Here is a 17,999-nt window from a genome sequence, read left to right as displayed (position 1 = left end):
CTGGTCCAATCCTCCGTGCCGTGCCCGCCGGATCCGTCCGCCCAGGGGCGGACCCGGTGCGGATTTCCCGCTGCGGGTCGGCCCGGAGCCCGGCTCAGGGTTGCCCCTGAGCCGACGGCCGGTCGAACGTGTTTCCACCCGCCGGGACGGCGGCGAAACCGACGCTAGGACCTGACGTCACGTCATGGTCAACCGCGCCGCGCCGTCTTTTGTGACGGTAGGTGACGACGACAACCGCGCCGTCGCCCCGCCGGCGGCTTTCCGCGCACGCTGCGCGACGTAGCCGCCTCACGCCTTCGGGCGCACCAGGCCCGACTCGTACGCCAGCACCACCGCCTGCACCCGGTCGCGCAGCCGCAGCTTGGTCAGCACGTGCCCGACGTGGGTCTTGATGGTGGTCTCGCTGACCGACAGCGCCGCGGCGATCTCGGCGTTGGACAGCCCCCGCGCGACCTGCACCAGCACCTCCCGCTCCCGTTCGGTGAGCGTGTTGAGCGCCTTCGGCGGGGTGGCCGCCGGGTCGGGCAGCACGTCGGCGAAGCGGTCCAGCAGCCGCTTGAGGATGCGCGGCGCGACCACCGCCTCCCCGGCGGCGACGGTGCGGATCGCGGTGACCAGGTCCTCGGCCGGCACGTCCTTGGCCAGGAAGCCGCTCGCCCCGGCGCGCAACGCCCCCACCACGTACTCGTCGAGGTCGAAGGTGGTCAGGATGAGCACCCGCACCGGCAGCCGGGCGTCGACGATGGCCCGGGTGGCCGCCACCCCGTCCATCCGGGGCATCCGGATGTCCATCAGCACCACGTCCGGCAGCAGCCGCCGGGACAGCTCCACCGCCTCCTGGCCGTCCCCGGCCTCGGCCACGATGTCCAGGTCCTCCTCGGTGCCCAGCACCATCCGGAAGCCGGTACGCAGCAGCGGCTGGTCGTCGGCGAGCAGGATCCGCACCGGCCGCGCCGCCGCCGTACCGTCGCTCATGAGCTCTCCCTGTCGTACCGCTGGTCGTGCCGGACGGCCCGGCCGCCCGCGTGCCGGGCGCCCGGGTGCTCCGGCGTCACGCCGAGGCCCCGACCGGCTCCATCGGGATCCGCGCCGAGACCCGGAAACCGCCACCCGGGCGCGGACCGGTCCGCAAGGTCCCACCGTAGAGGCCGACCCGCTCCCGCATGCCGACCAGGCCGTGCCCGATCCGGTCGGGTCCCGGACCGGGCCCGCGCCCGGTGTCGGTGACCTCCACCGTCAGGTAGCCGGCGGCGACGGTGAGCCGCACCTGCGCGGTGGCCTCGCCGGCGTGCTTGAGCGCGTTGGTCAACGCCTCCTGCACGATCCGGTACACCGTCAGCGACACGCCCTCCTCGACCGGCCCGGGCGTGCCCTCGACGTGCAGCGTCACCGGCAGGCCCGCCTCCCGCACCTGCTCCACCAGCGCCTCGATCCCCGCCAGGCCCGGCTGCGGGGTCAGGTCCGCCGCCGGCTCCGCGTCGGTGCGCAGCACGTCCAGCAGGCGGCGCATCTCGCGCAGGGTGACCCGGCTGGTGTCCTCGATCGTGGCGATCGCCTCGTCGGCGGCGTCCGGGTCGCGGCGCAGTACCCGCCGCGCCCCGGTGGCGAGCACCCCCATCACGCTGACGTGGTGGGCGACCACGTCGTGCAGCTCCCGGGCGATGCGGCGGCGCTCGTCGGCGACCGCCTGCTCGGCCAGGGAACGCTGGTTCTCCTCGGCCACCCGGGCCCGCTCCCGCAGCGCCCGCACCGAGGTGCGACGCGCCTGCACCGCGCGCCCCACCGCGTACGACAGCAGGGCGATGAGCAGGTTGTTCAGCAGCAGGTAGCCGGGGCTCACCGCCAGCACCCCCTCCGGCGGGGCGATGAGGTTGGCCGCCGCCACCGGCACCCAGAGCAGCACCGCGGCGAGCGCCGCCTGCCGCGCCGGCCGGTGCGCGGCCATCGTGTACGTCAGCACCATGAACGCCAGGCTCTGGGTGCCGGGGGCGAGTTTCATCAGCACCGGCAGCGCCAGGGTGGCCACGGCCAGGCCGACCGCCGTCCACGGGGCGACCCGGCGCAGCGCCACCGGGGCGGCCGTGAGCAGGCTCCAGGCCAGCGCGGCCGGCATCCGCCCGGGCCAGAACTCCGGCGGGGTGAGCAGGAGGAAGGCGATCTCCAGCAGCACCAGGGCGGCGGCGAAGAGCGCGTCACCGGCGAGCGGTCGGCGCTGCCACCATCGCGCGGGTGCGTCGGTCATACCGGAACGCTAGCCGCCGCCCGGCGCGACAGGTCGTCGCGGACGGTGAACCCGGGCTCCTCCTCAGGGAGGAGACGGCCTCCGCCAGCCGGTGCGGCGCGCCGGCCGGGGACGCGCCCGCCGGTGCACCTTTCGCGATCGCCGTCCGGGGGCGAGCTGCGAGGACCGGGTGCGGACCCGCACCCGGGGCCGCCCGTGCCGTGCCGCTGCGGGGCCGTCAGGCGGGCGGACCGGCGCGGGTGGGGGTGACTCACTCGTCGGCGCCGGGGGCGGCCGGGCCGGAGCGGGCGTCGCGCAGCGGGTCGGCCGCCGCGGACCGGTCCGGGAACGGCGGCGGGGTGCCGCCGAAGGTCGGGCAGTGCGCCTGGTGGCTGCACCAGTCGCAGAGCCGGCTCGGCCGGGGGCGGAAGTCCTGCCGCTCGGTGGCCTGCTCGATCGCCTGCCAGAGCGCCACCACCGTCCGCTCGAAGCGCAGCAGCTCCTCGGCGTCGGGGGAGTAGTCGCAGACCTCCGCGTCCTTGAGGTAGAGCAGGCGCAGCACCCGCGGCACCACCCCCCGGGTGCGCCACAGCACCAGCGCGTAGAACTTCAGCTGGAACAGCGCGCGGGCCTCGAACGCCTCCCGGGGCGCGCCGCCGGTCTTGTAGTCGACCACCCGCAGCGCGCCGTCCGGCGCGACGTCGAGGCGGTCGAGGTAGCCCCGGATGAGCAGCTGCTCGTCGACCACGGCCGAGATCAGGCTCTCCCGCTCGGCCGGCTCGAGCCGGCGCGGGTCCTCCACCGCGAAGTAGCCCTGCAGCAGCGCCGCCGCCGAGCGCAGGAACTCGGCGGTGCCCGCCTCGTCGCCCGGGTCGAACAGCCCGGCCAGCTCGGGCTGCTCGGTGACCAGCCGGTCCCACTGCGGGGCGACCAGGCCGCCGGCCGCGTCCGGGGTGCGGCCGCCGGCCGGCAGGTCGAACAGCCGCTCCAGCACCGCGTGCACCAGGGTGCCCCGAGCCTGCTCCACGGTCGGGCGCTCGGGCAGCCGGTCGATGCTGCGGAACCGGTAGAGCAGCGGGCAGGTCTTGAAATCCGCCGCCCGTGACGGCGACAACGACGCCCGGACGGTGGCCGGCAGCGCTGCCGCGGGAGGGGCCTGCTGGTCGATCACCGGTTCCGCCGTCATGCCCCGAAGGTTAGGGCACCGGTGTGACAGGGCGGTGATCGCCGCACCGGAGCATGATCCGTACCGCGTAGCATCGGGGCGGTGAACTCCCGCACCCGCGCGCCACGCCGGCCCGGCCGGCGTACCGGCCTGACCGTGGGCCGGGTGTTCGGGGTGCCGCTGCACGTCAACGTCTCGATGCTGCTGCTGACCCTGCTGGTCACCGTGGCGTACGCCGAGTTCGCCCGCGACCGGCTCGACCTCGGCCCGCTCGGCGGCTATCTGATCGGCCTCGGCTTCGTCGTCTCGCTGCTCGGCTCGGTGCTGTTGCACGAGCTCGGCCACGCGCTGACCGCCCGCCGGTACGGCATCGGTGTGCGCGGGATAACCCTGGAATTGCTCGGCGGCTACACCGAGATGGAGACCGACGCGCCCACCCCCCGGATCGACCTGCTGGTCTCCTTGGCCGGGCCGGCGGTCTCCGCCGTGCTCGGCGCGATCGCCGTCGGCGTCACCGCGGCCCTGCCTGCGGGCACGCTGGCCCACCAGCTGGCCCTGCAACTGGCGCTGAGCAACGTGATCGTCGCGCTCTTCAACATCTTGCCCGGGCTGCCGCTGGACGGCGGCCGGGCGCTGCGCGCCGCGGTCTGGGCGGTCACCCACGACCGGCACCGGGCCACCGAGGTCGCCGGCTGGGTGGGACGCGTGGTCGCCGTGGGCACCGCGGTGCTGGTGGTGCTGCTCACCGTCGAGCGGCTGCTGGTGCCGCTGGCCCTGCCGCTGATGCTGCTGGTCGCCGTCACCCTCTGGCGCGGCGCCGGCCAGTCCATCCGGTACGCCCGGATCGGCCGCCGGGTCCCGCTGATCGACCTGGCCCGGCTGGCCCGGCCGGTCTTCGGCGTGCCCACCGGCACCCCGTTGGCCGAGGCGCAGCGCCGGCGCGCCGCGCAGGCGCCGGCCGGGGCGGCGGTCACCGTCGTCGACGGCGCCGGCCGGCCGGTCGCCCTGGTGGACCCGGCCGCGGCGGACCGCGTACCCCTGGAGCGCCGGCCCTGGGTGGCGGTGGACGCGGTGGCCCGCCCGCTGGACCGGCTGCCCGCGCTGCCGGCCGGACTGTCCGGCGAGCGGGTGATGGAGACGGTCCAGAGCCACCCGGCCGCACAGTACGTGGTGACGGCAGGCGAAGATGTGGTCGGCGTTCTGCACATCGGGGATCTCGCCCAGGTCCTCGAACCCACACGGAAGATGAACAGGTGACCGCAGCACATCCCCCCGCTCTCCCGGCCCAGAACGGCACACCGGTGCCGGCCGCCGTCGCAGACCTGCCCCCGGTGCACCGGGGGCCGTTCCGCCCCGGCGACCGGGTGCAGCTGACCGACCCGAAGGGGCGGATGCACACGGTCGTCCTGGAGCCCGGCAAGGCGTTCCACACGCACCGCGGCATCCTGGAGCACGACACCCTGATCGGGCTGCCCGACGGCAGTGTGGTGACCACCACCGGCGGTGGCACCGCGTTCCTCGCGCTGCGCCCGCTGCTGTCGGACTACGTGCTGTCCATGCCGCGCGGCGCGCAGGTGATCTACCCGAAGGACTCGGCGCAGATCGTCGCGATGGGCGACATCTTCCCCGGTGCGAAGGTGCTGGAGGCGGGCGCCGGTTCCGGGGCGCTGAGCTGCTCGCTGCTGCGCGCCGTCGGCACCGGCGGCGAGCTGCACTCCTACGAGGTGCGCGACGACTTCGCCCAGATCGCCCGGCGCAACGTCGAGGCCTTCTTCGGCGCCCCGCACCCGGCCTGGACGCTGCACGTCGGCGACGTCGCCGACTGCCCGGAGACCGGCTTCGACCGGATCATCCTGGACATGCTCACCCCGTGGGAGACCCTCGACATGGTCGAGCGGGCGCTGCTGCCCGGCGGGGTCTTCATCGGCTACGTCGCCACCACCCCGCAGCTGTCCGAGCTGGTGGAGGCGCTGCGTGAACGCGGCGGCTGGACCGAGCCGCGGGCCTGGGAATCGCTGGTGCGCGACTGGCACGCCGAGGGGTTGGCCGTCCGCCCGGACCACCGGATGATCGCGCACACCGCGTTCCTGGTCTCCGCGCGTAAGCTCGCCCCGGGCGTCACTGCCCCGCCGCGGCGTCGCAAGCCCAGCAAGGGCGCCGAGGCGTACGCCGAGCGCAAGCAGGCGCTGCGCGAGGCGGCGGCGGCCCGCGAGGCCGCGGCCGCCCGGGCCGCCGAGGTGGACTCCGCCGCGGCGGGCGGGACGGACGCGTCGTGACGGGGGAGCGGGGCGGCTGGGAGTGAGCGGGCGGATTCCGCCGGCCGGTGCGGGTCGGCGGCGCGACCTGGGGGAGATGGCATGAGTCGGCCGGGCTTCGGCGGTGGGGATCTACCGGCGGTGTTCCCGGACTGGTCGCCCTACCAGGACCTCGAATCGGCGGCGCGGGCCTACCTGCGGGACCCGGACATCGCCCTGGAGGCGCTCGGTGGGGTGCTGCGCGGCGCGTCCGTGCTCGGGTTCACCCTCGAACGCTTCGTCAACGAGGTCAACGGGGTCTGGCAGGAGGTCGTCGTCTGCGACGGCAGCCGGCTGGTGCTCTGGCACGGCGAGGACGTGCCGCCGGGGGAGGGGCCGCCCGGGTCGATGACCTCGTCGTTGCGGGTGGTGCCGGTCTCCACCGTCACCGAGGTCGGCTGCCGGCGGCGGCTCACCCGCGCCGAGAGCGGCGAGGTCCGGGTGGACAGCATCGACGTCTACCTGCTGCTGACCTCGCTGGACGAGGCGCCGCCGGGCGACGAGATGGTCGGCGCGCCCCGGCACGACGCGCTGCGCTTCGGCAAGACGCTCGACGACGGCGGGGCCGGCCAGATCGCCCGGCTGGAGGAGTTCGCCCGGCTCGTCGCCTCGGTGGTGGGCCGCCCGGTGCTCTGAGGGCGCCGCCGCACGCGCGCGGGGCCGCGGACGACGTCGTCGTCCGCGGCCCCGTTCGTCGCCCGCTGGGCGGGTCAGTCCTCCTCGGCGTCCGGGCCGGCCACCGCCACACCGTCGCTGCCGCGTACGACGTGGATGCACTCACCCGGGCACTCCTTGGCGGAGTCGATCACCTCGAGGCGCAGGTGCTCCGGCACGTCGACCCGGCTGCCCGGGGCCAGCCGCAGCTCGCCGTCGGGGCCCTTGACGTACGCCAGGCCGTCGACGTCGAACTCGAAGACCTCCGGCGCGTACTGCACGCAGAGCCCGTCGCCCGTGCAGAGATCCTGGTCCACCCAGACCTGAAGCTGGTCCGTCACGACCTCCGCCACGATGCACCCCCCATGTTCTCCCGTCCCACGCCCCGACGGTACCTGAACGGCCGTACCCGCCCCGGAGGCGACCCTTGGCGATCAAGGTTCGGTGACGAGGGCGTTGCGTAGGACCGAATCGGCCTCATAGCGGCTAGTGTTAGGGCAGAACGTTCAAGCCCCCCGGGGAGGTGGGACGTGGCACGCAGCGACGACGCGGACTCGCGCGCCGCACGGTGGGAGAAGGAAGCCCACGATCTCTCCACGCAGGTCGCGTTCCTGCAAGAGGAACTCGCTCTGGTGCGGCGCAAGTTGACCGAAAGCCCCCGACACGTCCGGCAGCTCGAAGAGCGGCTGGCGGCCACCCAGGCACAGTTGGCGCGGCTGACCGAGAACAACGACCGGCTCGTGAGCACCCTCAAGGAGGCTCGCGCGCAGATCGTGACGCTCAAGGAGGAGATCGACCGCCTCGCACAGCCACCGAGTGGCTACGGCGTCTTCCTCGCGCGGCACGACGACGGCACGGTGGACATCTTCACCGGCGGACGCAAGCTCCGGGTCGCCGTCTCGCCCTCGCTGGACGCCGCAGAGCTGCGGCGTGGCCAGGAGGTCCTGCTCAACGACGCGCTGAACATCGTCGACGCGTTCGGTTACGAGCGGGTCGGTGAGGTGGTGATGCTCAAGGAGATCCTGGCAGGTCCCGACGGCAGCGCCGGTGACCGCGCGCTGGTGGTCTCGCACTCCGACGAGGAGCGCATCGTGCACCTCGCGGAGACCCTGATCGGCTCGGCGATCCGGGCCGGCGACTCGCTCATGATCGAGCCCCGCTCGGCGTACGCGTACGAGCGGATCCCGAAGAGCGAGGTCGAGGAGCTGGTCCTGGAGGAGGTGCCCGACGTCGACTACGGCGACATCGGTGGCCTCCAGTCGCAGATCGAGCAGATCCGCGACGCGGTGGAGCTGCCCTTCCTGCACGCCGAGCTGTTCCGCGAGCACCAGCTCCGGCCGCCGAAGGGCATCCTGCTCTACGGGCCGCCCGGCTGCGGAAAGACGCTGATCGCCAAGGCGGTGGCCAACTCGCTGGCCAAGAAGATCGCCGAGCGCCGAGGTGAGGAGAAGCACACCAGCTTCTTCCTCAACATCAAGGGTCCTGAGCTGCTCAACAAGTACGTCGGCGAGACCGAGCGGCACATCCGGCTGATCTTCCAGCGGGCCCGCGAGAAGGCCGGCGAGGGCACCCCCGTCATCGTCTTCTTCGACGAGATGGACTCGGTCTTCCGCACCCGTGGCTCCGGCGTCTCCTCCGACGTGGAGAACACCATCGTCCCGCAGCTGCTCAGCGAGATCGACGGTGTGGAGGGGCTGGAGAACGTCATCGTGATCGGCGCCTCCAACCGGGAGGACATGATCGACCCGGCCATCCTGCGTCCCGGCCGGCTCGACGTGAAGATCAAGATTGAGCGTCCGGACGCCGAGGCGGCCAAGGACATCTTCTCCAAGTACATCCTCTCCGGGCTGCCCCTGCACCCGGACGACCTCGCCGAGCACGGCGGTGACCCGCAGGCCACCGTCGCGGCGATGATCGACGCGGTCGTGCTGCGGATGTACTCCGAGACCGAGGAGAACCGCTTCCTCGAGGTGACCTACGCCAACGGCGACAAGGAAGTCCTCTACTTCAAGGACTTCAACTCCGGCGCGATGATCCAGAACATCGTCGACCGGGGCAAGAAGATGGCCATCAAGGAGTTCCTCACCTCCGGACGCAAGGGCCTGCGCCTGCAGCACCTGCTCGACGCCTGCGTCGACGAGTTCCGCGAGAACGAGGACCTGCCCAACACCACCAACCCGGACGACTGGGCCCGGATCTCCGGCAAGAAGGGCGAGCGGATCGTCTACATCCGCACGCTCGTCTCCGGCGGCAAGGGCGCCGAGGCCGGCCGGTCCATCGAGACCGCCAGCAACACCGGCCAGTACCTCTGACCGGACGACGACGAAGGCCCGCGGCACTCGCCGCGGGCCTTCCTCGTATGTCACGACACGTTCACCCGGGCGATGCGTCCCCAGGGGGTGGAATGCCGGACTCGTCGGTAGACTGCCGACACCGCCGTCGACCCGTCCGAGGAGCTTCGTGTCGTCCGAGCTCACCGTCATCGACCCGCCGGCCACCACGGCGGTCGAGGACGCGCACCCGCGCACCCCCGCCCGGCGCCCCTGGCGCCGCGTGCTGGTGGTGCTGGCGGCCCTCGTGGCGGCCTGGGGCGTACCCGTCGTCACGCACGCCCTGCACCGCGACTGGCTGCTGCCCCCGCTGGTGCTGCTCGCCACCGCGAGCATCCTGCGTGGCGGCCGTACCCTGCTCGACCGGCTCGTCCTCGCGCTCGCCCTGCTGCTGGGCGCCACCACCGCCGGCGGGCTGGTCTTCGCCGTCTGGCCCTGGGGCATGCGGCCGGTGCCGTTGACCGGCCTCGCGCTCACCGTGGTCGTCCTCACCGCCGCCGCGCTGGGCCGACGCCCCCACCTGCCGCGCCCCGGCGTGGTCGACGCGTTCCCCGTCGCCGGCACCGCCGCGCTGCTGGTCTACCTCTCCGCGCCCTGGCGGCGCGCCACCGACCTCGCGGACCAGCTGACCATCCTCGCCCGCGGCGAGGACAACCTTCGGCACCTCGCGCTCTTCGACGTCCTCGGCCGCCTCGGCGGCTACGCCTTCGTCGACCCCGCCGCCGCCAAGGACCTGATCCTCTCCCAACTGCTCTACTACCCGCAGGGCTGGCACCTGGCGGCCGCCATGCTCGACGGCTTCCTCACCCCCGCCGGCACCGCGCCCCGCGGCCCGGCCGCCGTCGACCACTACGCCGGCTGGATCATGGCCGGCTTCGGACTCCTCGTGCTGGTGCTGCTCTGGGCCGCGCACCGCATCTCCGGCCCCATCCACCTGCTGCACCGCACCGTGCTCACCGTCGTCGTCGGCGCGCTGATCCTCGGCACCCAGCTGCCCCGGCTGCTCGTCTCCGGCTACCCCACCGAGGTCCTCGGGCTCGCCCTCACCGTGCTGCTCGCCGCGCTCGTCGGCCGCCCGCTCGCCGGTACCCGCGAGCAGGTCGTCCTGCTCGCCGCGCTGCTCGTCGGGATCGGCTTCACCTACTACCTGTTCCTCCCGCCCGCCGCCGTGCTGGTGCTGTGCTGGGCGATCGGGCACTGGCGGGAGGCGCTGCGCCGCTGGTTCACCGTCCTCGCCGTCGGCCTCGTCGCCGCGCCCCTCGCCCTGCTCGCCCCCCTGCTCGGCGTGCTGCGGGCCAAGCAGACCGAGGCGCTGGCCGTCGGCGGCGGGGTCGAGGCCCGCACCGAAGCCTGGCGGGCCCTCATCTGGCTGGGCGGCATCGTCGGGGTGGCCCTGCTTGTCCAGGTCCGCCGCGCCGACCCCACCTGGCGGCGCTGGCTGCTCGTCTCGGCGGTCGGCGTCGCCCTGCCGCTGGGCATCGCGCAGTACAACACCAGCGCCGGCGTCGAGCCCGGCTACTACTTCATCAAGTCCACCCACCTGGCCACCGCGCTGCTCGTGGTCGGCGCCGCCGCCGTGATCCGGCTGCTGCCCGTACCCCGGCCCGCCTGGTCGCTGCGCGGCGTCGGCTCCACCGCCGCCGGTGTCCTCACCGGCGTCGTCGTCATGGTCGTCACGGTGGCCCTCTGCGGCGTCACCGGCTGGCACCCCAGCCTGCTCATCGCCAACGAGAAGACCTGGACGCAGCGCTGGGTCCACCAGGACCTGCACCTGCCGTCCAGAGAGGCCTGGGTCTGCGCCGCCGCCCAGCAGCGCTTCCCCGAGCTGCCCGACACCACCACCATCATCCTCGACCGCGGTCCCTACCGCGGCTACCTCGGGACCCTCTGCTTCGACGCCCTGCACGGCACCACCGCGCGCACCGAAGCCGGCGTCTACAACCTGGACTTCCTCGAACCCGACCGGACCGACCAGATCGTCCGGCGGGTCTCCGGGCCGATCCGCTTCATCACCGCCGACCCCCGCGCCGAGCGCCGGGTCCAGCGGCTGATCAGGAAGGACCCGTCGCTGCGCCACCGGATCAGCTGGGTCCCCCTCGCCGTCCCCGAGTGCGACGTGCTCCCCTTCGTGGCGGCCCCCACGCCCGGCGCCCCACTCGCGACACCACTTCCGGCTGAGCCGGCGTGCCCCCCTGCGCGCTGAGGCGGACTACGCTCGACGTGACGCACGGACCGGGTCGGCGAGCGGAGCGGGTAGGTCGATGAGCGTAAGACGGATCATGGGCACCGAGGTCGAGTACGGGATCTCCGTGCCGGGCCAGGCCGGAGCCAACCCGATGGTCACCTCCTCCCAGGTGGTCAACGCCTACGGGGCGCGCCCGGAACTCAACCGGGGCGGCCGCGCGCGATGGGACTACGAGGAGGAGTCGCCGCTGCGCGACGCCCGCGGCTTCACCTACTCCGGCGCCGCGTACGACCCGGCCGAGGCGCTCGCCGACGAGGACCTCGGCCTGGCCAACGTGATACTCACCAACGGCGCGCGGCTCTACGTGGACCACGCCCACCCCGAGTACTCCACGCCTGAGGTGACCAACCCGCTGGACCTGGTGCGCTGGGACAAGGCGGGGGAGCGGGTGATGGCCGAGGCGGCCCGCCGCGCCGCCACCATCCCGGGCACCCACCCGATCCACCTCTACAAGAACAACACCGACAACAAGGGCGCCAGCTACGGCGCGCACGAGAACTACCTCATGCGCCGGCAGACGCCCTTCGCCGACATCGTGGCGTACCTGACGCCGTTCTTCGTCACCCGGCAGATCGTCTGCGGCGCCGGCCGGGTCGGCATCGGCCAGGACGGCGGCCAGAGCGGCTTCCAGATCTCCCAGCGGGCCGACTTCTTCGAGGTCGAGGTCGGCCTGGAAACCACCCTCAAGCGGCCCATCATCAACACCCGGGACGAGCCGCACGCCGACGCCGACAAGTACCGGCGGCTGCACGTCATCATCGGCGACGCCAACCTGTCGGAGATCTCCACCTACCTCAAGCTCGGCACCACCGCGCTGATCCTCACCATGATCGAGGAGAAGGCGCTCGGCGCCGACCTGGGCATCGCCGACCCGGTCAGCGAGCTGCGCGCGGTCAGCCACGACCCGTCGCTGACGCACCTCATGCGGATGCGCGACGGCCGGCGGCTGACCGCCCTGGACGTCCAGTGGGCGTACCTGGAGCGGGTCCGGTCCTTTGTCGACGACCGGTACGGCGACGACGTCGACGAGCAGACCGCCGACGTGCTGGACCGGTGGGAGAGCGTGCTCGACCGGCTCGGCCGCGACGCGTTCCTCTGCGCCGACGAGCTGGACTGGGTGGCCAAGCTGCGGCTGCTGGAGGGCTACCGGGAGCGGGAGAAGCTGGGCTGGGGCTCGCACAAGCTCCAGCTGGTCGACCTGCAGTACTCCGACGTGCGCCCGGAGAAGGGCCTCTACCACCGGCTGGTGTCGCGCGGGTCGATGAAGACGCTGCTCGACGACGAGCAGACCCGCACCGCGATGGTCCAGCCGCCGGAGGACACCCGCGCCTACTTCCGGGGCCGCTGCCTGGCCCAGTACGCCTCCGAGGTGGTTGCCGCCAGCTGGGACTCGGTCATCTTCGACGTCGGCCGGGAGTCGCTGGTCCGGGTGCCGATGATGGAGCCGGAGCGGGGCACCCGCAAGCACGTCGGGGCGCTGTTCGACCGGTGCGCGAGCGCCAAGGACCTGCTGGAGACGCTCACCGGCGGCTGACCGCCCGCCGACGTACGCCCGTCGGGTGCCGTGGACCGGCGCGCGACGGGCTTTTCGTCGCTCGGGCGAGGTAAGTTCATCGCAGACGATCGTGGAGGAGGCAGCCATGGCCACTCGTGACAGCGGCGGGCAGTCGCAGTCGGACAAGGCCCGTCAGGGCGAGGAGATCGAGGACGTCACCACCGAGGCGAACCCGGAGGTCGCCGAGCGGCACGCCGAGATCACCGAGGACGTCGACGACCTGCTCGACGAGATCGACTCCGTCCTGGAGGAGAACGCAGAGGAATTCGTGAGAGGATACGTCCAGAAGGGCGGTCAGTGAGCATAATGCCCGATTCGCCCCTCGAATCGGGCAGGGCGTGTCCGCGGTGCAAGCTGGCTCTCCCTCTCACTGAGTTCCGTCGCGAACGCCGACGGGTGGGCGGGCTCGCCTTCTACTGCAAGGCGAGCGCGAACGCCCCGCTGCGGCTCGGGCAGTAGGAGTTCGACGAGCTCCTGGCCGAACGGGGCGGCGTCTGCGCGATCTGCGGCGGCGCCGACCCGCAACACCTGGACCACGATCATCGCACCGGATGGGTGCGCAAGATACTCTGCTTCATCTGCAACGGTGGTCTTGGCCAGTTCCGTGACAGTCCCACGAGGCTGGCCAGGGCGATCACGTACCTGAGAGGAACCACGTGGCAGCGGGCTTTGATCCATCCGGGCGTCTACCAGATGTGTTCACCAACGCGGGGACGTCCTCCTTCACCTCGTTCCTGAGCAGGGTGGCCCCCGAGATGCTGCCCGGCCGACGGCCGCTGCCGCCGGGCATGGCCGCCGACATGGCGCCGCACGCGACGACCATCGTGGCGATCTCGGCCGCCGGTGGCGTGGTGATGGCCGGCGACCGGCGAGCCACCATGGGCAACCTGATCGCCCAGCGCGACATCGAGAAGGTGCACCCGGCCGACGCCTACTCGCTGGTCGGCATCGCGGGCACGGCCGGCATCGGCATCGAGCTGATGCGACTGTTCCAGGTGGAGCTGGAGCACTACGAGAAGATCGAGGGCGCGATGCTCTCGCTCGACGGCAAGGCCAACCGGCTCGCCTCGATGATCCGCGGCAACCTGGGCGCGGCCATGCAGGGGCTGGCGGTCGTGCCGCTCTTCGCGGGCTTCGACCTGGCCGCGAAGGACCCGGCGACGGCCGGCCGGATCTTCAGCTTCGACGTCACCGGCGGCCCCTACGAGGAGACCGGCTACGACGCCATCGGCTCCGGCTCGCTCTTCGCCAAGTCCGCCCTGAAGAAGCGCTTCCGCGCCGGGATCTCCCTCGACGACGCGGTCCGGCTCGCCGTCGAGGCGCTCTACGACGCCGCGGACGACGACACCGCCACCGGCGGCCCGGACCTGACCCGCCGGATCTACCCGGTGGTGATGACGGCGACGGCCGAGGGCACCCACCGGCTCACCGACGCCGAGACGGCGGCGATCGCCGAGGCGGTCGTGGCCGCGCGGATGGAGAACCCGGGCGGCTGAGGCCCCGCTCCCACCTCACAGTCAGCAGTCGTCAGCACAGCGCCCGAAGGAGAACCGCCGCCGTGGCCATGCAGTTCTACGCCTCGCCCGAGCAGATCATGCGCGACCGCTCCGAGCTGGCCCGCAAGGGCGTCGCCCGGGGCCGCAGCGCGGTGGTCCTGAGCTATGAGGGCGGGGTGCTCTTCGTCGCGGAGAACCTCTCCAGCGCCCTGCACAAGGTCAGCGAGATCTACGACCGGATCGGCTTCGCTGCGGTCGGTCGTTACAACGAGTTCGAGAACCTGCGCCGGGCCGGGGTGCGGATGGCCGACCTGAACGGCCTGAGCTACGACCGGCGCGACGTCACCGGACGGGCCCTGGCGAACGCGTTCGCGCAGACCCTGGGCGCCATCTTCACCGAGCAGTCCAAGCCGTTCGAGGTGGAGATCTGCGTCGCGCAGGTCGGCAGTTCCGCCGAGGACGACGAGCTGTACCGGATCACCTACGACGGTTCGGTCAACGACGAGCCGGGCCGGATGGCCATGGGGGGTCAGGCCGAGGCGATCACCGGGGTGCTCAAGGCGGAGCACCGGCCGGACATGTCGCTCAGCGAGGCGGTGCGGGTGGCCGTACAGGCGCTCAGCAGCGTCGGCGGTGAGGGCGGGGCGGCCCGGACGATCGCCGCCAACCAGCTGGAGGTCGCGGTCCTGGACCGGCGCCGGATGGGGCGTACCTTCCGGCGGGTCACCGGGGCGGCGCTGACCGCGCTGCTCGACGGCGACGCGGCGGGCGACGCCGCGCCCGCCGGTGGCCGGGCGAAGACCCCGACGGTGCCGACCGAGGAGGCGCACAAGCCGACCACCTCGGCCGGCTCGGCGGACCTGGAGGGTCACCCGGAGCAGACGCCGGAGGCGTAGCGGTTCGTGCTGTCGCGGGGGCCGGGGATCTTCCCCGGCCCCCGCGCCGTCTTCGGCCCGGGACGAACCGCCGGAGCGCGTGCTGAGGTCGCGTTCACGTCCGGGGGCGGCTGATGAGTCGGGAGAGCACGATCACGCTCTCGGTGCCCCCGATGACGGCCGACGCCCGCATCCGCTGGATGGCCTGTTCGAGGTGCGCGATGTCCTCGGCCTGTAGGTGGATCATCGCGTCGGCCGCGCCGGAGATGGTGCACGCCTCGATCACTTCGGGGATCTTCTCGAGCTCGTGCCGCAGCTCGTCGGGGGTCGGGTTGCCGGCACAGTGGACCTGGACGTACGCCTCGGTGCGCCAGGCCAGCGCCTGCGGGTCGATGACTGCGGTGAACCCGCGGATGGCGCCCGCGGCGACCAGGCGGTCGAGCCGTCGTTTGGCCGCCGAGGGGGACAGCCCGGCCGCCTTGCCGATCTCGGCGTAGGTGCTGCGGGCGTTCGCGACCACGCACCGGATGACCTCCTCGTCGATACGGTCCACGGCACCGAACTCCCTCCGTCATGTTGCGGCTCTCCGCGCAAAGAATCGTCGGCCGCCCACGATCTATGCAAAGAACCGTAGGGTACCGGCAAGTTCTGGCGATTGTTTGCACCGCAGCGCCTGGATAGATTCACAGCGCCACATCGCCGTTGATCACGAAGGGGCGGGCGCACCATGGCCACCACGCTCACTGCCACCGAGGCCGCCGCCCTGGCCGCGGTCGACGAAGCGGGCATCGCCCGTACGCTGCTGGAACTGCTCGCCGTCCCGAGCGTCACCGGCAGCCCCGCCGAGTCCGAGCTGCAGCACGTCCTGGCCCGGCGCCTGGACGCGCTGGGGCTCGAGGTCGACCTGTGGGCGATGGATCTGCCCGCGCTGCGCGCCGATCCCGAGTTCCCGGGCACCGAGGCGCCGCGGGACGAGGCGTGGGGGCTGGCCGCCGTCACGCCCGGCGGAGGCGACGGGCCGACTCTGGTGCTGCAGGCTCACGTGGACGTCGTGCCGCCCGGCGACCCGGCCCAGTGGCGCGGGGACCCGTTCGTCCCGCAGGTCGCTAGGGACGTGGTGCACGCGCGGGGCGCCTGTGACATGAAGGCGGGGCTGGTCGCCAACCTCGCCGCGCTCGCCGCGATCCGCGCGAGCGGCGCCCGGCTGCGCGGCCGGATCGCCGCCCACTTCGCCGTCAGCGAGGAGGACGGCGGGCTCGGCGCGTTCGGCACGCTACGACGCGGCCACACCGGCGACGCGTGCATCATCACCGAGCCGACCAGCGGCGACCTGGTCACCGCCAACGCCGGCGCGTTGACCTTCCGGATCGAGGTGGCCGGCAAGGCGACCCACGCCAGCACCCGGGACGCGGGGATCAGCGCGATCGACGCGTACCTGCCGATCCACGCGGCGCTGGCCCGCCTGGAGACGCGGCGCAACACCGCGCCCGACCCGCTGATGAGCGAGCACCCGATCCCGTACGCCCTGTCGGTGGGCACGCTCCGGTCGGGCGACTGGGCCAGCAGCGTGCCCGACCTGCTCGTGGCCGAGGGCAGGTTGGGGGTACGGCTGGACGAGGACCCGGCGCAGGCCCGGGCCGAGCTGGAGACCTGCGTCGCAGAGGCCGCCGCCGCCAACGCGTGGCTACGCGAGCACCCGCCCACCGTGACCTGGCCGGGGGGCCAGTTCGCCAGCGGCCGCCTGGCACCCGGCAACCCGCTGCGGGAGCTGGTACGCGACGCGCACGCCGACGCCGTCGGCGGCCCGCGACTGCGCGAACGCGGCGCGCCGTACGGCAGCGACCTCCGGCTCTACACCGGGGCCGGTGTGCCGACCCTGCACTTCGGACCCGGCGACGTACGCCTCGCGCACGGACCCCGCGAGCAGGTCCGGGTCAGCGAGATCGTCGCCGCGACCCGCGTGCTCGTGCTCGCGACGCTGCGCGCGGTCGGCGTCCGGTAGCAGCGGGCATGCTCGCCGGACGGCGACGGCCGCCCGGCGCTGCCGGACGGCCGTGTCACCCGAGGTGCGTCAGCGCTTGCGCAGCAGCGGCTTGGCCAGGGCCCAGTAGCCGGCGGCGATGGCGTTGAAGATGCCCATGCCGGGAGGCGAGTCGACGTTCGACGGGGCGACCCGGGCGGTCATCAGCTCGGCGACGACCCCGTCGGGCACGGTCCGCTCGTCCTGCAGCTGGCGGCGGCGGGACTTCAGCCAGGCCCGGTTGGTCCAGAGCCAGCCCCAGCCACGGAACTTCTGCTTCGTCCAGCCCCCGGCGAGCGCGGCGGCGAGCATGGCCGCCTCGGTGAGCAGCAGGACCGGGGCGAGCACCACCAGCGTCCGGGTCTCGTACGCGGTGAGCAGCGTGACCAGCCGGTTGCGCTCGACCAGGTAGAGCTTGAGGGCGTTGCGGGAGAACTCGTAGTGGTGCCGCACGACGGCGTCCGGGACGTACTCCAGCCGCAGCCCGCGCTGCCAGAGGCGCAGGCTGAGCTCGGTGTCCTCGTGGTAGGCGAAGTACTCGGCGGCGAAGCCGTCCAGCCCCCGCCAGAGCGCCCGGTTGATCACGAAGCAGCAGCCGCTGAGCGACGGCACGGTGGTGCGCACGGCGTGCGCGCCGGCCGGCTCGCCGTTGCCGCCGGCCCAGGACAGGCCGGTGAAGTGCAGCGGGTTGCCGGAGGTGTTGATCAGCTCGGGGTTGTCGGCGAGCCGGATGGAGGCCATCGCCGCGCCGACCCCCGGTTCGCCGGCCACGGCGACGACCTTGGCGAGGGCGTCGGGGGCGACGATCGCGTCGGAGTTGACGAAGGCCAGCCACTCGCCGGTGGCCTCGGCGGCGCCGACCCGGCAGCCGCCGGAGTAGCCGGTGTTCTCCTCGGGGCGGATCACCCGGACGCCGGGGAAGCCCTTGACGACGTCGATGCCGTCGCCGGTGCAGCCGTTGTCGACCACGATCAGCTCGATCTCGACGTCGGTGCTGTCCAGCACGGCCCGGGCGGCGTCGACCAGGTACGGCTCGGCGCCGTAGGCCAGCATCACCGCGGTCACCTGCGGGCGGGTCATCGGATGCCTCCGGATACTCCGGTCGCCAGGGCGTCGTGTCGTTCTTGTTGCCGAGTGGGGCCCC

General features: G+C 73.0%; 17 protein-coding genes. 11 read left to right on the top strand and 6 right to left on the bottom strand.

Features of this window, described 5'->3' with window-relative positions; genetic code table 11:
• Positions 1 to 288 precede the first annotated feature (288 nt).
• The 3 genes from ACSNN7_RS03090 to ACSNN7_RS03080 all read right to left on the bottom strand — a co-directional run bounded on the left by ACSNN7_RS03090 (position 289) and on the right by ACSNN7_RS03080 (position 3,407).
• Positions 289 to 975, bottom strand: a complete 687-nt coding sequence (locus ACSNN7_RS03090; RefSeq protein WP_436678968.1) for a response regulator — start codon at positions 973 to 975, stop codon at positions 289 to 291.
• Between the two features lie 76 nt (positions 976 to 1,051).
• Positions 1,052 to 2,242 carry a sensor histidine kinase gene (locus ACSNN7_RS03085; protein ID WP_436678967.1) on the bottom strand — a complete coding sequence of 397 codons (1,191 nt, stop codon included), beginning with the start codon at positions 2,240 to 2,242 and terminating at the stop codon, positions 1,052 to 1,054.
• A 250-nt stretch (positions 2,243 to 2,492) separates the two neighbouring features.
• The gene (locus tag ACSNN7_RS03080) at positions 2,493 to 3,407 is read right to left on the bottom strand and encodes a RecB family exonuclease (RefSeq protein ID WP_334454522.1); all 915 of its coding nucleotides are present in this window, start codon (positions 3,405 to 3,407) and stop codon (positions 2,493 to 2,495) included.
• Between the two features lie 144 nt (positions 3,408 to 3,551).
• Between ACSNN7_RS03080 and ACSNN7_RS03075 the strand changes: the two genes are divergently transcribed.
• The 3 genes from ACSNN7_RS03075 (at position 3,552) to ACSNN7_RS03065 (ending at position 6,316) form a co-directional block, all read left to right on the top strand.
• The gene (locus ACSNN7_RS03075) at positions 3,552 to 4,643 is read left to right on the top strand and encodes a site-2 protease family protein (RefSeq protein WP_436679104.1); all 1,092 of its coding nucleotides are present in this window, start codon (positions 3,552 to 3,554) and stop codon (positions 4,641 to 4,643) included.
• A gap of 44 nt (positions 4,644 to 4,687) precedes the next feature.
• A complete protein-coding gene (locus tag ACSNN7_RS03070) occupies positions 4,688 to 5,662 on the top strand; it encodes a tRNA (adenine-N1)-methyltransferase (protein ID WP_436679103.1) in 975 nt (324 codons plus the stop codon).
• 81 nt (positions 5,663 to 5,743) lie between these two features.
• Positions 5,744 to 6,316: a hypothetical protein gene (locus tag ACSNN7_RS03065; RefSeq protein ID WP_436678966.1), complete on the top strand. Its 573-nt coding sequence runs from the start codon at positions 5,744 to 5,746 to the stop codon at positions 6,314 to 6,316.
• A gap of 74 nt (positions 6,317 to 6,390) precedes the next feature.
• Here the strand turns inward: ACSNN7_RS03065 and ACSNN7_RS03060 are convergent, their stop codons facing one another.
• Positions 6,391 to 6,687, bottom strand: coding sequence for a ferredoxin (locus ACSNN7_RS03060; protein WP_436678965.1), 297 nt, complete (start codon positions 6,685 to 6,687; stop codon positions 6,391 to 6,393).
• 177 nt (positions 6,688 to 6,864) lie between these two features.
• On the opposite strand from ACSNN7_RS03060, the gene arc reads away from it, so the two are divergent.
• The 7 genes from arc to prcA all read left to right on the top strand — a co-directional run bounded on the left by arc (position 6,865) and on the right by prcA (position 14,856).
• Entirely contained in the window at positions 6,865 to 8,646 is a 1,782-nt protein-coding gene (gene arc, locus ACSNN7_RS03055; protein WP_334454528.1) for a proteasome ATPase, read from the top strand.
• Positions 8,647 to 8,794: 148 nt separating this feature from the next.
• Positions 8,795 to 10,867 (top strand): hypothetical protein, encoded by a 2,073-nt coding sequence (locus ACSNN7_RS03050; protein WP_436678964.1) that lies wholly within the window; start codon positions 8,795 to 8,797, stop codon positions 10,865 to 10,867.
• Between the two features lie 58 nt (positions 10,868 to 10,925).
• Positions 10,926 to 12,443, top strand: a complete 1,518-nt coding sequence (gene dop, locus ACSNN7_RS03045; RefSeq protein ID WP_436678963.1) for a depupylase/deamidase Dop — start codon at positions 10,926 to 10,928, stop codon at positions 12,441 to 12,443.
• A 106-nt stretch (positions 12,444 to 12,549) separates the two neighbouring features.
• Positions 12,550 to 12,765 carry a ubiquitin-like protein Pup gene (locus ACSNN7_RS03040; RefSeq protein WP_238448154.1) on the top strand — a complete coding sequence of 72 codons (216 nt, stop codon included), beginning with the start codon at positions 12,550 to 12,552 and terminating at the stop codon, positions 12,763 to 12,765.
• 173 nt (positions 12,766 to 12,938) lie between these two features.
• Positions 12,939 to 13,202 carry an endonuclease VII domain-containing protein gene (locus tag ACSNN7_RS03035; protein ID WP_436679102.1) on the top strand — a complete coding sequence of 88 codons (264 nt, stop codon included), beginning with the start codon at positions 12,939 to 12,941 and terminating at the stop codon, positions 13,200 to 13,202.
• Entirely contained in the window at positions 13,121 to 13,960 is an 840-nt protein-coding gene (gene prcB, locus ACSNN7_RS03030) for a proteasome subunit beta (protein ID WP_334454534.1), read from the top strand. The genes ACSNN7_RS03035 and prcB overlap by 82 nt, the downstream gene beginning before the upstream one ends.
• A gap of 62 nt (positions 13,961 to 14,022) precedes the next feature.
• Entirely contained in the window at positions 14,023 to 14,856 is an 834-nt protein-coding gene (prcA, locus tag ACSNN7_RS03025; protein ID WP_436678962.1) for a proteasome subunit alpha, read from the top strand.
• Between the two features lie 94 nt (positions 14,857 to 14,950).
• Here prcA and ACSNN7_RS03020 read toward each other — a convergent pair whose 3' ends face one another.
• Positions 14,951 to 15,388: an Lrp/AsnC family transcriptional regulator gene (locus ACSNN7_RS03020; RefSeq protein WP_436678961.1), complete on the bottom strand. Its 438-nt coding sequence runs from the start codon at positions 15,386 to 15,388 to the stop codon at positions 14,951 to 14,953.
• Between the two features lie 174 nt (positions 15,389 to 15,562).
• Between ACSNN7_RS03020 and ACSNN7_RS03015 the strand changes: the two genes are divergently transcribed.
• On the top strand, positions 15,563 to 16,837 hold the full coding sequence (locus tag ACSNN7_RS03015) for an ArgE/DapE family deacylase (RefSeq protein WP_436678960.1): 1,275 nt from the start codon (positions 15,563 to 15,565) through the stop codon (positions 16,835 to 16,837).
• A 69-nt stretch (positions 16,838 to 16,906) separates the two neighbouring features.
• Here ACSNN7_RS03015 and ACSNN7_RS03010 read toward each other — a convergent pair whose 3' ends face one another.
• Positions 16,907 to 17,935 carry a glycosyltransferase family 2 protein gene (locus ACSNN7_RS03010; RefSeq protein WP_436678959.1) on the bottom strand — a complete coding sequence of 343 codons (1,029 nt, stop codon included), beginning with the start codon at positions 17,933 to 17,935 and terminating at the stop codon, positions 16,907 to 16,909.
• Positions 17,936 to 17,999: the final 64 nt, after the last annotated feature.

It is taken from the genome of Micromonospora sp. URMC 105 (genome assembly GCF_051386295.1).
GTDB lineage: Bacteria > Actinomycetota > Actinomycetes > Mycobacteriales > Micromonosporaceae > Micromonospora.
Note: the sequence above shows the minus strand (reverse complement) of the source record. Positions and strands in the feature narration are given on the sequence as shown.

Bases quoted from the DNA above. Each gene is read 5' to 3' on its own strand.
- ACSNN7_RS03090 (WP_436678968.1), bottom strand. From the start codon at position 975: ATGAGCGACGGTACGGCGGCGGCGCGGCCGGTGCGGATCCTGCTCGCC.
- ACSNN7_RS03015 (WP_436678960.1), top strand. From the start codon at position 15,563: ATGGCCACCACGCTCACTGCCACCGAGGCCGCCGCCCTGGCCGCGGTC.
- ACSNN7_RS03085 (WP_436678967.1), bottom strand. From the start codon at position 2,242: ATGACCGACGCACCCGCGCGATGGTGGCAGCGCCGACCGCTCGCCGGT.
- ACSNN7_RS03080 (WP_334454522.1), bottom strand. From the start codon at position 3,407: ATGACGGCGGAACCGGTGATCGACCAGCAGGCCCCTCCCGCGGCAGCG.
- ACSNN7_RS03040 (WP_238448154.1), top strand. From the start codon at position 12,550: ATGGCCACTCGTGACAGCGGCGGGCAGTCGCAGTCGGACAAGGCCCGT.
- dop (WP_436678963.1), top strand. From the start codon at position 10,926: ATGAGCGTAAGACGGATCATGGGCACCGAGGTCGAGTACGGGATCTCC.
- ACSNN7_RS03010 (WP_436678959.1), bottom strand. From the start codon at position 17,935: ATGACCCGCCCGCAGGTGACCGCGGTGATGCTGGCCTACGGCGCCGAG.
- ACSNN7_RS03065 (WP_436678966.1), top strand. From the start codon at position 5,744: ATGAGTCGGCCGGGCTTCGGCGGTGGGGATCTACCGGCGGTGTTCCCG.